This is a genomic window from Paenibacillus thalictri (genome assembly GCF_004307995.1).
Lineage (GTDB): Bacteria > Bacillota > Bacilli > Paenibacillales > NBRC-103111 > Paenibacillus_AF > Paenibacillus_AF thalictri.
This window is the reverse complement of record NZ_SIRE01000007.1, coordinates 360,031-373,144: the sequence shown is the minus strand read 5'-3', so window position 1 is coordinate 373,144 and position 13,114 is coordinate 360,031. Positions and strand designations below refer to the sequence as shown.

The following is a 13,114-nucleotide window of genomic DNA, read 5'->3' as shown; positions in this document are numbered from 1 at the left end:
GCATCATCCGCTGTACAATGCTCGCCTTTAATTCCCTGCTTACAGGATTCATGGGTGTCCACCTCGTTCTCGTTTTCCTCACTATACATTCATACAGTGGGTACGACAACTATTTTGACAGAGGGGGTGCGCTCCAATTGGATACGTGGGTTGAAGAATATCCAGCCATACCAAACTTCACCCAACCACCCATCAAACCCATAAAAAAACTGGCAGAACGTGAAACGTCGCCAGTTTTTTTGCTTCTATTAAGATTCGCTGTCCTCATCGGTCATATAAACGCATTTAAACCTTTCCACACCGGGGTATTTCTCTCCCACACTCTCCACCTGAAAGCCGATGCTGCGGTAAAAATCAACCGCCTCTTCATCCGTTTCGGCGATAATCGCAGCGGGAGTAGCCAGCTCCAGCGCTTCCAGAATGAGACCCCTTCCGAATCCGGCTCCTCTGCAGTCCGGCCTTACGGCGATGTGACGAATGGTTATCACATTGTTGTCGTCGGTATTCCAGCCGATGATGCCGATAATTTCTCCCTCGGACTCGCAGCCGTAAAGCTTAAGCGCCGCGTCCTCCCGATAAGTGGCAACTGTTTGCTCCAAACGGTCGGGATCGGGAAATATACTGTATGAGATCAGGTCTTGAATTGCTTCTTCGTCCAGCCGGTTTTTGACATCCACTAACATGGCGCATACACTCCATTTTCCGCTTCATTCATAGTTCTTATCGTATAAGTCTAAGTCTATTACAAGCTTTATACTGGAGTCAAATGTCCTAGGACACCAATTTCTTAAGCAGCGGAATGTGCTGCACATCCTTCCGCTGGATCGCCTGCGTCGCGAGAAGTGACATGATATAAACTACGATAGCCGCCCCGATCGTCCCGACAACAATCCACAAGGGGGCCAGCTCCGCTTTCAGCAAATATACGTATACGCTTTGCCCAACCAGCGCCATCACGCATAAGCCGATCGCCACCTTGACCGCATGCCGGACATCGGCGCTGAATCCGATACTTTTGGATACGGACAGCAGATTCAGTGCAGTAATCAGAAACACGCCGAAATTAATTCCCCATACGACCCCATCCATGCCCAACCTAGAGCCCAAAATGAACACCGCAGCCGCTTTAAACGCAGTGGAAATCATAAAATTCCACATCGCCGCACTAACCCGGCCCAGCCCGAGCAGCACCGCATGAAGCGGCGGTTCGAAGTATTGCAGAAAGAAGATCGGTGCGAGCATTTTCAGAAAATGACCTGCCTCCGGAGACCGGTAAACGACCGTTGTGAGCGGCACAGCCCATATAAATAAGATCACCGTACAGGGGGCGCCGATAAGCAGGGCAATACGCATCGCCTGATCAACCCGCTGCTGAATCTCCATGCCGTTTCTTTTTGACCTTGCTTCGCTGACCGCAGGAAGCAGCGCAGTGGACAACGAATGCATAACAAAACTCGGAAACACAAGCAGCGGAAACGCATAACCGGCCAGCATCCCGAACTGCTTTGTGGCAATAACCGTGCCTATACCGGCGAGCGCTAAACTTTTCATCACGATGACAGGCTGAAACGCCCTGTATATCGAAGAAATAAATCCTTGTCCGGTCGTCGGCAGTCCGATCTGCAGCAGCTCAACAAGCGTTTGTTTTTCCTGTTTCAACCGCGGAGACAAATTCAAGTGCAATCCTCTGCGTTTCTTATGCAGCTCAAACATAAACATCAAGTACAAAAGCCCGGCGCCTTCTCCGATCACGGTGCTGATCATTGCACCCGCCGCAGCGTACTCCACGCCAAGCGGAAGCAGCATTTGCACCAGCGCAGCAATCAGCGCAATCCGTACGATCTGCTCGATGACGTCGGAGACGGCCAGCGGCTTCATATTTTGCCGGCCTCTGAAGTAACCTCTGAGCACGGAGGAAACAGCGACCAGCGGCGCAATCGGGGTAATGGCCAACATCGCGTAATATGCTCTGCGGTCGGTGAGCAGCCATGAAGCAATCCAATCGGCGCCAAGAAAGCTTAGCACCGTCAGCACAATACTGACTGCAACGGTGACGGCCAGCGAAACGATCAGAATCCGCTTCACCTTCTGCCGCTCTCCCCTCGCTTCAGCCTCCGCAACCAGCTTCGAAATCGCTACGGGCAGCCCCAGGCTCGTCAGCGTGATGACAATCGGAACAAGCGGATGTGCCATCATCAAGAGGCCAATCCCTTCCGCGCCAAGCAAGCGGGCCAAAATAATGCTGTTCGCAAAACCGATCATCCTTGTTATAAACGCCGACACACTTAAAATGAAAGCGCCTCTTGCAAAAGATTGCTTTTCAGTCATGGCCATATCTCCAATGTACGTGTAATGAAAATCGCCAACCTATCTAAATATATGTATACAAGCAGGCTGGCAATTCCTTAAATGGAGAAATTTAAAGACCCCATCCTCTGTCTTGAGGATAGGGTCCGGCTCTGATTGTATATGGGGGTGCGCAGTTGCTCAGGCGGTGAAACGTACGTTATGTTCCAACGCTTCCTGTCTGGCTTCTTCCAGTGCAACGGCAATTTCATTCATAACGGATTCAATCTCTTGTTGTATCCAATCGCACTTCTGCTGAGGTATAATTTTTTTGCTGCTGCAATCCTTCATTATTAGTCCCTCTTCTGAATGTGTAGTCTCGTTGTCTGTTCGTCATCATGCATCAAGAACAAATTATAACCTAAATCGCACGAGCCGTACATAGTAAGGGTACACTAAAAAAATTGTAGGAATGCATCAAAAATGAGCAAACTGTGTCGCTCAGCGCTAAATGACCATATGGTCTTTCTGCAATCGGTCTCTCAGCTCGTTCACGTCCACATCTTTGGCCGCAATGTTCGCCGCGCAAGCGAGAGCCGCCGCCGTTCCCGCCGCTTGTCCGGTTGCCATGCAGCTTGGCGTGAGACGTGTCGTAGCAAGCGCTTTGTGGGTGGTGGAGATGCATCTTCCGGCAGCCAGCAAATTCTCGATGTGCTTTGGTACAAGACAGCGGTACGGAATATCGTAAGCTCCGTCGCCGCCTACATCGGCATCAACGACACCTTTGCCGGACGGATCGTGAATATCTACGGGATAACCGCTGCGAGCAATCGCGTCATCGTATCTGCGGCCCTGCACCACATCGTCGATCGTCAAGCTGTATAACCCTTCGATGCGGCGTGTTTCGCGGATGCCGATTTGCGTGCCAACCGAAGAAATCGACGCCTTCTCAAAACCCGGTACATCGCGTTTCAGAAACTCCGCCATCATCAGCACCTGTTTGCGGCCAAGCTCCTCGGCCAACGTCAAGTCCTCCACATCCGTGCCGTCGAGTCCCTGCACCCTAGTGCAATTGACAAGCACTTCGTCTTCTTCAGGGCCGATGAAAAACAGCACCTGGTCGCGGTTGATCGGCACGCCGCTTGCTTTCCACTGCGAATAAAAACCCTGCACCCCGCTGAGCGGGAGATTCGGCAGCTCGGCGATTGGCGTCTTTCTGTAGAAGTTGCCCGGATTGTCCAGCATATACTGCTTGATCCCCGGCACATTGACGCCGCGCATGCGGAATTTCATCGTCATCGGCTGCATCTTGCTGTCGCTGTCCCGCCCTTTGAGCGTAGGCGCACCGGACAAATAAGCGATATCCGCATCTCCCGTCGCGTCAACAAACATGCTGCCGCTGACGTCAATACGTCCGGATTTGCTCGTAAGTTGGATACTTTCGATCCGGTTCCCGGACGTCTTCACTTCATCGACAAAACTGTGGACAAGCAGCTTAACTCCCGCTTCCTTCAGCATATCGACGGCCAGCACTTTATAAATCTCCGGATGATACGGCGTCACCGTATGCACAAATCCTACCGTATCGCGCAAGTGGCCCGGCGATCCGCCGCGTTCGGCCAGTCTTTCCACAATTTCTTGGGCGATGCCTTTAATCACTTGATCTCCTTGCTCCGTGTGAAACGTCATCCACGGATAAACGGAAGCCGCCGTCGACATGCCCCCGAGAAAGCCGTGACGTTCGATTAAGATGGTAGAAGCGCCCATTCTGCCCGCGGCTATAGCCGCGTTAATACCGGCCGGACCGCCTCCTGCTACGACCACGTCGGCTTGCAAACTTTTGATGGAACGAGTCAATTCAAACGCCTCCTGTTATTGTCATCATTACTCTTTCAACCCAGTCATGGAAACTCCTTCAATAAACTGCTTCTGCGCAAAGAAAAATACGAGCAGCAGCGGCAGCGTCGCCATCACGGAGGCGCTCATCAGCAGATGCCACGCCGTACCGGCTTCGTCCGTAAACAAGGACAACGCAAGCGGCAGCGTCATCAGCTTGCGCGCGCTGAGGAATATAAGCGGATCGAAAAAGTCGTTCCAGCTGGTCAAAAACGTAAATATCGTCAGCGTGGCGATGGCCGGTTTGGCCAATGGCAGCATAATATTCCAGTAAATGCGAAAGCGCGAGCAGCCGTCGATCATCGCCGCTTCTTCCAGCTCCTTGGGCACGCCGAGAAAAAACTGTCTCATCACAAACACGCCGAATACCCCGCCCGCCGCAAAAATCGGCAAAATAATGAGCGGCACATGCGTATTAATGAGCCCCAGTTCGCGCATGAACAGAAACATCGGAATCGCCGTCACTTCGTTCGGAATCATCATCGTGCTGAGCAGCAGCAGGAATACGATATCCCGGCCTTTAAACGGAATTTTCCCGAACGAGTAGCCGGCCAACGACGAGAACAACACCGTTCCCACCGTAACCAGCACGGCGATATAGAAACTGTTGAAATAAAACAGATGAAACGGCGTCGTCCGCAGCACTTCCAAATAATTTTCGAAGCGGACCGGCGACGGGATCAGTTCCGGCGGAAACACAAACACCTTGGCCGGTTCTTTCAAAGATGTGGACAACATCCACAGAAACGGAATCAGCATAAAAATGGAAACCGCGGTAAGCACGGCATAATGCAACACATTGTATAACTGGTGCGACCAACGGGCCGACATGGACTCAGTTTTCATGGAACACCCACCTTTTTCTAAGCTGCCATTGAATCAAGGTGAACACCAGCGTGAGAAAAAACAACACAAAAGCGAGCGACGAAGCATAACCGAATTCGTACAGCTTAAACGCCTTCTCCCAGATGTAATACACCAGCACCTTCGTGCTGCTGCCCGGTCCCCCCTGCGTCATCACGTAAATTTGGCCAAACACCTTCAGCGAGCCGATAATCGTCATCATCACGGTCATAAAGACGGTAGGTGTAATCATCGGCAGCGTAACGTTAAAAAACATTCTCGTCCGGCCCGCGCCGTCAATTCTCGCCGCTTCGTACAGATGGGAAGGAACCTGCTGCAGCGCCGCGATAAACAACACCATGTTCAGCCCGACATTCTTCAATACGCTGGTCACGATAACGGCCGGCATCGCCAGATCGGGATTGTACAGCCAAGCCGGGCCGGTGATGCCAAACAGCTGCAAAATTTGGTTAATAAAACCCGAATCGGTTGCAAACATATACTTCCAGACAATCGCCCAGACGATCAGCGAAGTGATGACCGGCACAAAGATGGCGGTGCGGAACAGCCCCATAAACCGTTTATTCTGGGCCAACATCAGCGCAAGCGACAGGGCAATAATAATATTCAACGGAACCAGACCGGCGGCAAAATAAAACGTATTCCCAAGCGCCTTCCAAAACTGCGCATCGGATACGATGCCGCCGTAATTGTCGAAACCGATAAAATTGGCGTCGCCAAGCAGCGGCCAGTCGGTCAAACTCATATAAAACGCAAAAAACAACGGACCGATCATTAAAACAAGAAACCCAAGCACCATCGGGCTGACGAACAGCCAGCCGAAAATGTTGGCTTCGCGGGAAAGCGGACCGGAACGCCTCATTTTATTGCCGCTTGCTGCCTGCCGCCGCCCCGCCTCACGGACAGTCGCTTCCATTTAATTTCCCCCCAGACGATCGACGGCATTGCGGAGCTCCGAAACGGCCTTACGAATTCCGTCCTCCGTTTTTCCCGTTACTATCGCGCCAACCAGCACCGCTTGGACTCCGGAATCGTATAACGCCGGAATGTCCTCGGGTACGATCTTCCGCTGGGACGGCACAATCACCGGCAAACCGGACGTTTCCACAAGATAGCGGTATTTCAGCAGGTCGGCAAATGTCAGCTGGCTGCCGTATTCGTTACCCGGAACAATCGACGCTTCCAGCGCATCCATGCCAAACGGCGCCGCTCCCCGCACAAGCTGCAGATCGAAGCTGTCATTGACGGCAAACGTTCGGGCGAGCTGTTCGGAACGCAATAAAAACGAAGGCAGATGAAACGCATAAATGGAATAAAAATCGATGCCGATACCGGGCAACCTGTCGATTTCTTCTTGACGGATATCTTCCGTAGCCCCTCCGGGTACAATGCCCAGCGGACCGTCGTATAACGAGCGGATTTCACGAAACGTCATCTCATATTCAGCCAGCGGGCCGAAGTGGTTGCCGCTTGCCCGGTGCCCGACATTCATGTGCACCTTTAGACCGTCCGCTCCTTCCTCCAGCGCGGCGCGGGCCAATTTCGCATCGTTTGCGTACAAGCTGACAAACAGCGACAAACGTTTATTTTGTAAAGCCGTGCGTAATCGATTCAATTTATTCTCCTCCTGCCAGGGACGCGCTTACACAAAAGCGGCCCGTTCGCACGAACCGCTAGCGCGTCAGTCTTATTTGCTTTTCATAATTGGATTCACTTTATCTTCCAGCGACTTCACGATTTGCTCCGGTTTCGCCGTTTGTCCGAACAATTGATCGAAGCCCGCTAACACTTCGTTATCGATCTTAGTCCACTGCACATGGCCCGGTTGAACCCGCGCTTTCGGCATCTCGTCGATCACCGCTTGTTTGATGTTGTCCGCAGGCGGATTGTCCGGCTGCTTGAGGAACTCGTCAGAATTCAGCACCGATTTACGCGGCGGAACAAAGAAGGTCTGGGTTGCTTGAATGCCTTCTTGGCTCGCTAAAAACTTCAGCAGCTCCTTGGCTTCCTTCGGATGTTTTGTTTCTTTAAAGATGGTGTAGCCAGCTTGCCCCATCATCGGTACGGAACCTTTGGACCCGGAAGGCATCGGGGCGATGCTCCATTTGAAGTCTTTGATTTTCCGCGCATTGGAAACGTAGCTGTATACGTCGAAGAACATACCGATTTTGCCGGATTCGAAGCTGACCTGCTCGCCCGCTTTCGGGTGCGACTGATCGACAAACATCATGCGCTGCAGCATATTAAACGTTTCCACGCCGTATTTATCGTTCCATGTAAATTTCGTCATCTCGTTATCAAACGGACCGCTGCCGTTGGACCAGGAATACGACGACAGCAGGATCCACGTTTTCCAGTCGCGGAAGAAATTCGCGCCATAGATTTTGCTCGCTCCGGAGCCGCTGGACAGCGCTTTCGCCGATTTCTCGAACTCTTCCCATGTCCACTTGCCGTCTTTGGCCAGATCGTTAGGCGATTTTAAGCCCGCTTTGTCAAACAGATCTTTATTGTAGAACATTACGCTTGGCGGCGTAGAGAACGGAAGTCCGTACAGCTTGCCGTCCTTGCGGAACAAATCCAGCGTGGACGGAATAAAATCGTCAAGCTTAAATGCCGCGTCGTCTTTCACGTCGGACACGTCCATCATGATGTTGTTGGCCATGAACTGCGGCACCATCCGCTCCGATACCCAAGCGATATCCGGAAGTTCGCGCCCTGCCGCGAGCACCGACACCTTTTGCTGAAAGTCCGGGAACGGCACCGATTCTATTGTCACGGTAATATTTGGGTGTGTTTTTTTGTACTTATCGAATAACCCCTTGAATAAATCCGTATGCGCCTGGTTGCCCCAAAACATAAACTTCAGTTCCACCGGCTTGTCGCTTGCCGCTCCTGCAGCGTTTCCTCCGCCGGATGCTGCAGGCTGCGCCGTACCTCCGCCACTGCCGCTCGAACACCCTGCCGCCACCGCAACCAAACACGATAACGCGGCTAAAGGCCATCTTTTTCTCATCGGACACCCTCCCAAATTTCTGTAATGGCTTACAACCTCATTATAGGTGTAAGCGTTCTCTGTAATAAATCACGTGGTCTTCAGGTTTGGTACGATTTTTTTATATCATTATGAGATTTTCTTATCATATCAGACTTGCGTGCAATCCGCTTTAATTCCTGCATCGTGCCGGCGGCCTCGCAGCCGAACCAATCATGCAAGCGACAATATTCACGGTACAACTCGTCATATACCATAGTATGCTCCGGAATCGGCTTGTACACTTCCGTAACTGGCTGCGCCATACGTACGACCGCTTCTTTCACGCCACCGCAACTTCCTTGTCCGGCCGCGGTCGCCGCTGCGCCCAACATTGCTGCACCAAGCGCCGAAGTTTGCGACGAACCCGCAATTTGTATTTCGCGGCCGGTCACATCGGCATAGATCTGCATCAGCAAACGGTTGCGCCGGGGCAATCCTCCGCAGACAATTAGCTGTGCAACCTGTAATCCCCGGCCTCATAGTTTTCGATAATTTTGCGGGTTCCGAATGCTGTCGCTTCCAGCAAACACCGGTAAATATGCTCCGGTCTTGTCATTAATGTCATTCCGGCAATAAGTCCGCTTAATGCAGCATCCGCCAATACGGAACGGTTGCCGTTCCACCAGTCAAGCGCCAGCAGCCCGTGTTCTCCCGGCTTTAACCCGGCAGCTTTCGTTTCCAGCCAGGCATGGATGCCCGCACCCTCCGCTGCAGCCGCTGCTTCTACGTATGCCGGTACTCCCTGCTCTACATACCAGCCGAACAGATCGCCGACGGCCGGCTGGCCGGTTTCGTACGCATATAAGCCCGGTACAACGCCGTCTTTTACTACACCGCAGATGCCATCCACTGGAATTTCCCGGTCACTGAGCAGGATATGGCATAACGAGGTGCCCATCGATATGACCATTTGACCGGAATGCACAGCGCCCGATCCCAGCGCACCGGAGTGCGCGTCGATGATGCCGGCGGCTACCGGAGTTCCCGGGCGCAGTCCGGTCATGGCGGCCGCTTCCTCGGTCAGCCAACCTGCCATGGCGCCGGGAGCGGCGACGGTACCCCGCAGCTTCGTCTCCGCGAACCGTTCGAGCCTCGGGTCAAGCGCCCTGAAAAAAGCGGAAGACGGATAGCCCTCCACGGCATGCCAAAAAGCTTTGTATCCGGCGCAGCAGCTGCTGCGCACCCATTCCCCCGTAAGCCGGAAAACCGTCCAATCCGCCGCTTCCACAAGCCGGTCCATCCGCTCGTAAATATACGGAGCTTCATGGAGCAGCTGCCAGCCTTTTGCCACCGTCCAGCCGGAAGAAGATTTGTCGCCATACCTGCGCAAAAAATCCGCTCCCAGCCGCGGCGCCGCCGCGTTAATCATGTCCGCCTCCTGCTGCGCCGATTGGTCCTTCCACAGCTTTGCATAAGCATGCGGTTCATCCCGGAACTGCTCCGCCTCGCATAAAGGAACGCCATTTTCGTCGACCGGCAAAACCGTACAGGACGTAAAATCAATACCGATGCCAACGATTTGGCCGGGATCGATCCCCGATACGCGCAGCGCTTCGGGGACGGAAACTCTCAGCACCTCCATATAATCGTCAGGATATTGCAGTACTTGCCCCGGCTCCAAACGTTTACCGCCATGCGGCAGCCTGCTGTCGATCACCCCATGCGGATAACGGGTGACGTGCACCGCCAATTCTTCTCCATTATCGATATCCGCAATCAGCACTCTCCCCGATTCGGTCCCGAAATCAATGCCCAGCACATAGTTTCTTTTATCTTTGCCGTTCATTCTCTTATTCCTCCCCGCAGTTGTGAGTTGATAAAAAATAAGCCCGCAAACACCCGTTCCATCATCGGAAACGCCGTTTGCAGGCCGTTATTGCTGCTTATATCAGCATACTTACACTACTCTGATTGCCACCACTTCGGCAAACCGCGATCCGTTTGTGCTTTCAATCACGAGTCTCAGCTTTGCGGTTTCCAGACCGTCCGAAAGACGATGAACTCTTTTTCTTCTGCGGTTGTCATCTTCCCGCGCAATCGTTTTCCATGCGTCGTCTACGTACGCTTCGATCCGGTAGTTTTTCACCAGCTCCGGCATGACGTCAAACGGCGTGCGTTTATAATGAAGATTGACCAGATCTTCATTGACATCATCGTTGAAAATCAGCTGAATTTCCGAGACCTTTTCCGGCGCCGTCCACGCCAGCTCAATCCATTCCTCACGGCCTTCATGCATTGGAGCGGACACCCACATATTCGGGCCGCCGTACGGCCGCAGGTAGCCATCCGCCACATGAGCCGGCTTGAAAGCGGCCGTTTCGTCGACCAGCCGGAAGCAAAACGGCTTGCGCACCAGCCGCTTCATGCTCCATTTGACGACAAGCTGGTCGTTGTTCAGCGCGGTCAGCAAACTCGAAATATTCGCTTTGTCTTCTTTGATAAAAGCAAGCGTGCCCGTACGCGGCTCCTGCGATTGATAAAGCGTTACATGCGGATTTTCCCGCACGATCACAAAGGCGTTTTGCGCTTTCTCCGGCGACCACGGCAGGTCGAAATTCACCCACATCTGTTCGCCCTTGGTTATGGTAACGGAATCTTTCACCTGCAAGGTGTGCGGAATGTAGTTCTCGGCTTTGCCCGTAGTCCATACTTCGACGTCCACCTGCGTATCCTCTGCCGCATCAAGCAGGATCTCTACGCTGCCCAGCTTAGGTTCGACCGGAACAAGAAACGCCACATCGTTCGCAAGCGCAAAGCGATCCGCCGGAGAGTCCAGCTCCAATTTGGACAAGTGGCTTGATGCCGTCACCGCCGCCTTGGATGCCAAATCGGCTTGATCTTCGTATTTCAGGCCGATGATGGCCGCATCGTTCCACAGCAGCGTTTGCTGCAGCTCTTTCATATGATGGCGATACAATTCGCGCGGTGTAACGCCTTTGTCCAAGCAAAGCGCCGCCCCCGCTCCGGCAGTTTCACCCATCACCGAGCAGGTAGCCATGACCCGCGTTGCTCCGAACGCGACATGAGTTGCGCTAATGTTGCGTCCGGCGAACAGCAGGTTGCCGACATTGGCCGAATATAAACTGCGGAACGGAATTTGGAACGTGCCGTCCACGCAGAACAGCTTCGATACATATTCGCTGGCATACATGCCTTCCGGCGGGTGAAGATCGATCGACCAGCCGCCGAAGGCGATGTTGTCTTCAAACTGCGTTTGGTTTTCCAAATCATTCTGTGTCAATATATAATCCCCGACAAAACGTCGGTATTCGCGTTTCCCCGGCACGCTCCCGACCCATTCCAGCGTCATGTTGTCGGCGTCGAATTTGCCGGAGTTTTTGATATAATCCCAAATGCCGTAAATCACCGACCACAACTCATTCCGAATTCGCTCGTTGTCGTACAGCGTATCGATATCCGCTTCGCCGCCCCATTCGATCCACCAATAATGACAGCCGGAGTCACCGCTTTTAAACACGCGTTTCATCGGAATCGCCGTCTTCGTGATGTCCTTCGCAAAGCTCGGCGGAATATATTTTACCGGGTGGCCGGCATCTTTGGTGTAGAAAAACATCGAACTTCCCAGCGTAATATTGTCGGCTTCCTCGGGAGCCCATTTTTCGTTAAATTCGCTTTGCGGCTCGCGGCCGATCCGGTACTGCGCCCCCGCCAAAAAGCCGACCAAGCCGTCCCCCGAGCAGTCGAGGAACATCGGGCTTTCAAAGCGGATTTTCCGCTCCGATCCCAGCATGAATCCGGTCACCGCATGAATCGTCCGGTTCGTTTCATCCCCGGTCGCCTCGACTTCATATACGTTGGTATTGAGAAACAACTGAATATTCGGCTCCTTCAGCACCGCCTCCAGCACGACCAGATCCCAATGATACGGATTGCCGTCCGGGTTCAAATATTGATTCTCCAGCAGCATCTCGCCGATAATCCCCGATTCCCGGGCATAACGGTTGACGCCCAGCCCGGTCGCCCCCAGCACCCATACGCGGATTTCACTGCTAGAATTGCCACCCAGAACCGAGCGGTTTTGCACCAGCGATACTTTTTTTCCGAGTCTCGCGGCGGAAATCGCCGCTGAAACGCCGGCGAGCCCTCCTCCGATCACCGTAATGTCCGAACGTACCGTTTCATGTCTCATTTTTTCTCTCCTTGATTGTGAATAGGAATGCTTAGCCTTTTACCGCGGAACTTGAAATGCCCTGGATAATAAATTTCTGGCCGATCAGAAACAGGACGACCATCGGAATAATTCCGGCCGAACATGCGGCCATCATCGCCGTATAGTCGATGTGATCGGCGTCCACAAAATTTTGCAATCCCAGCGGTATCGTAAATAAGTTCTTGTCGATCAGAAACACCAATGCGTGTTCATAATCGTTCCAATGCCATGAAAAATCGAGCACCGTAAAGGTAGCGATCGCCGGTTTGGCCAGAGGCAGCATCATCCGGAAAAAAATCCGGAAATGCCCCGCTCCGTCAATCATCGCCGCATCGGAAATCTCATTTGGCACCGACATGAAAAACTGCCGGAGCATAAACACTCCGAATATGGTAAATATGCCCGGTAAAATAAGCGCCCAATGCGTGTTGTAAATTCCCATCCAATGAAACATGATGAACTGCGGCACAAACAATATTTGCGGCGGAATCATCATCATCGACAATGCGAACAGGAACATCGGCCCTCTGCCGGGAAACTCGATTTTGGCGAAAGCATAAGCGGCAAGCGCCGCCAAGAACACGGCTCCGAATGAACTGATCACCGACACTTTAAGCGAGTTCATATAGAAGGGCAAAAAGCTCGCTTTGCCCGTCCAGATCTGCTGGTGATGCTCGAACACGACAGGTGACGGAATCCATTGAATCGGGTAACGAAATACATCCTGGGATGCGCTGAACGACGTGCTGACCATCCACAGAAACGGGGCTATCATAAGCAAGCCTATTATCAGAAACAAGATCGTCATCAATAATTTAAGCAGTAATGCAAGCCGGTTGCCGCGGGTCTGTTCCATCCTATCC

At 52.8% G+C, this 13,114-nt stretch carries 10 protein-coding genes and 1 pseudogene; all 11 read right to left on the bottom strand.

The window, feature by feature from the left end; genetic code table 11:
- Positions 1–248: 248 nt before the first annotated feature.
- The gene (locus EYB31_RS11855; RefSeq protein ID WP_131013527.1) at positions 249–683 is read right to left on the bottom strand and encodes a GNAT family N-acetyltransferase; all 435 of its coding nucleotides are present in this window, start codon (positions 681–683) and stop codon (positions 249–251) included.
- Positions 684–771: 88 nt separating this feature from the next.
- A complete protein-coding gene (gene spoVB / locus EYB31_RS11850; protein WP_131013526.1) occupies positions 772–2,328 on the bottom strand; it encodes a stage V sporulation protein B in 1,557 nt (518 codons plus the stop codon).
- 159 nt (positions 2,329–2,487) lie between these two features.
- Positions 2,488–2,637, bottom strand: coding sequence for a hypothetical protein (locus EYB31_RS40195; RefSeq protein ID WP_165452363.1), 150 nt, complete (start codon positions 2,635–2,637; stop codon positions 2,488–2,490).
- A gap of 156 nt (positions 2,638–2,793) precedes the next feature.
- Positions 2,794–4,143 (bottom strand): FAD-dependent oxidoreductase, encoded by a 1,350-nt coding sequence (locus EYB31_RS11845; RefSeq protein ID WP_240762338.1) that lies wholly within the window; start codon positions 4,141–4,143, stop codon positions 2,794–2,796.
- 27 nt (positions 4,144–4,170) lie between these two features.
- On the bottom strand, positions 4,171–5,028 hold the full coding sequence (locus EYB31_RS11840; protein ID WP_131013525.1) for a carbohydrate ABC transporter permease: 858 nt from the start codon (positions 5,026–5,028) through the stop codon (positions 4,171–4,173).
- Positions 5,018–5,962 carry a carbohydrate ABC transporter permease gene (locus tag EYB31_RS11835; protein WP_131013524.1) on the bottom strand — a complete coding sequence of 315 codons (945 nt, stop codon included), beginning with the start codon at positions 5,960–5,962 and terminating at the stop codon, positions 5,018–5,020. Before EYB31_RS11835 ends, EYB31_RS11840 begins: the two co-directional genes overlap by 11 nt.
- The gene (locus EYB31_RS11830; protein WP_131013523.1) at positions 5,963–6,661 is read right to left on the bottom strand and encodes a hypothetical protein; all 699 of its coding nucleotides are present in this window, start codon (positions 6,659–6,661) and stop codon (positions 5,963–5,965) included.
- Between the two features lie 72 nt (positions 6,662–6,733).
- Positions 6,734–8,059: an ABC transporter substrate-binding protein gene (locus EYB31_RS11825; protein WP_131013522.1), complete on the bottom strand. Its 1,326-nt coding sequence runs from the start codon at positions 8,057–8,059 to the stop codon at positions 6,734–6,736.
- 80 nt (positions 8,060–8,139) lie between these two features.
- Positions 8,140–9,866: pseudogene (locus tag EYB31_RS11820) on the bottom strand (ribulokinase).
- 111 nt (positions 9,867–9,977) lie between these two features.
- Positions 9,978–12,230: an FAD-dependent oxidoreductase gene (locus EYB31_RS11815; RefSeq protein ID WP_131013521.1), complete on the bottom strand. Its 2,253-nt coding sequence runs from the start codon at positions 12,228–12,230 to the stop codon at positions 9,978–9,980.
- A 31-nt stretch (positions 12,231–12,261) separates the two neighbouring features.
- Entirely contained in the window at positions 12,262–13,107 is an 846-nt protein-coding gene (locus EYB31_RS11810; protein ID WP_131013520.1) for a carbohydrate ABC transporter permease, read from the bottom strand.
- Between the last annotated feature and the right edge of the window lie 7 nt (positions 13,108–13,114).

What these genes read in the sequence shown, in the direction of transcription:
- EYB31_RS11825 (WP_131013522.1), bottom strand. Translation starts at nt 8,059, where the DNA reads ATGAGAAAAAGATGGCCTTTAGCCGCGTTATCGTGTTTGGTTGCGGTG.
- EYB31_RS11815 (WP_131013521.1), bottom strand. Translation starts at nt 12,230, where the DNA reads ATGAGACATGAAACGGTACGTTCGGACATTACGGTGATCGGAGGAGGG.
- EYB31_RS11810 (WP_131013520.1), bottom strand. Translation starts at nt 13,107, where the DNA reads ATGGAACAGACCCGCGGCAACCGGCTTGCATTACTGCTTAAATTATTG.
- EYB31_RS11840 (WP_131013525.1), bottom strand. Translation starts at nt 5,028, where the DNA reads ATGAAAACTGAGTCCATGTCGGCCCGTTGGTCGCACCAGTTATACAAT.
- EYB31_RS11835 (WP_131013524.1), bottom strand. Translation starts at nt 5,962, where the DNA reads ATGGAAGCGACTGTCCGTGAGGCGGGGCGGCGGCAGGCAGCAAGCGGC.
- EYB31_RS40195 (WP_165452363.1), bottom strand. Translation starts at nt 2,637, where the DNA reads ATGAAGGATTGCAGCAGCAAAAAAATTATACCTCAGCAGAAGTGCGAT.
- EYB31_RS11855 (WP_131013527.1), bottom strand. Translation starts at nt 683, where the DNA reads ATGTTAGTGGATGTCAAAAACCGGCTGGACGAAGAAGCAATTCAAGAC.
- spoVB (WP_131013526.1), bottom strand. Translation starts at nt 2,328, where the DNA reads ATGACTGAAAAGCAATCTTTTGCAAGAGGCGCTTTCATTTTAAGTGTG.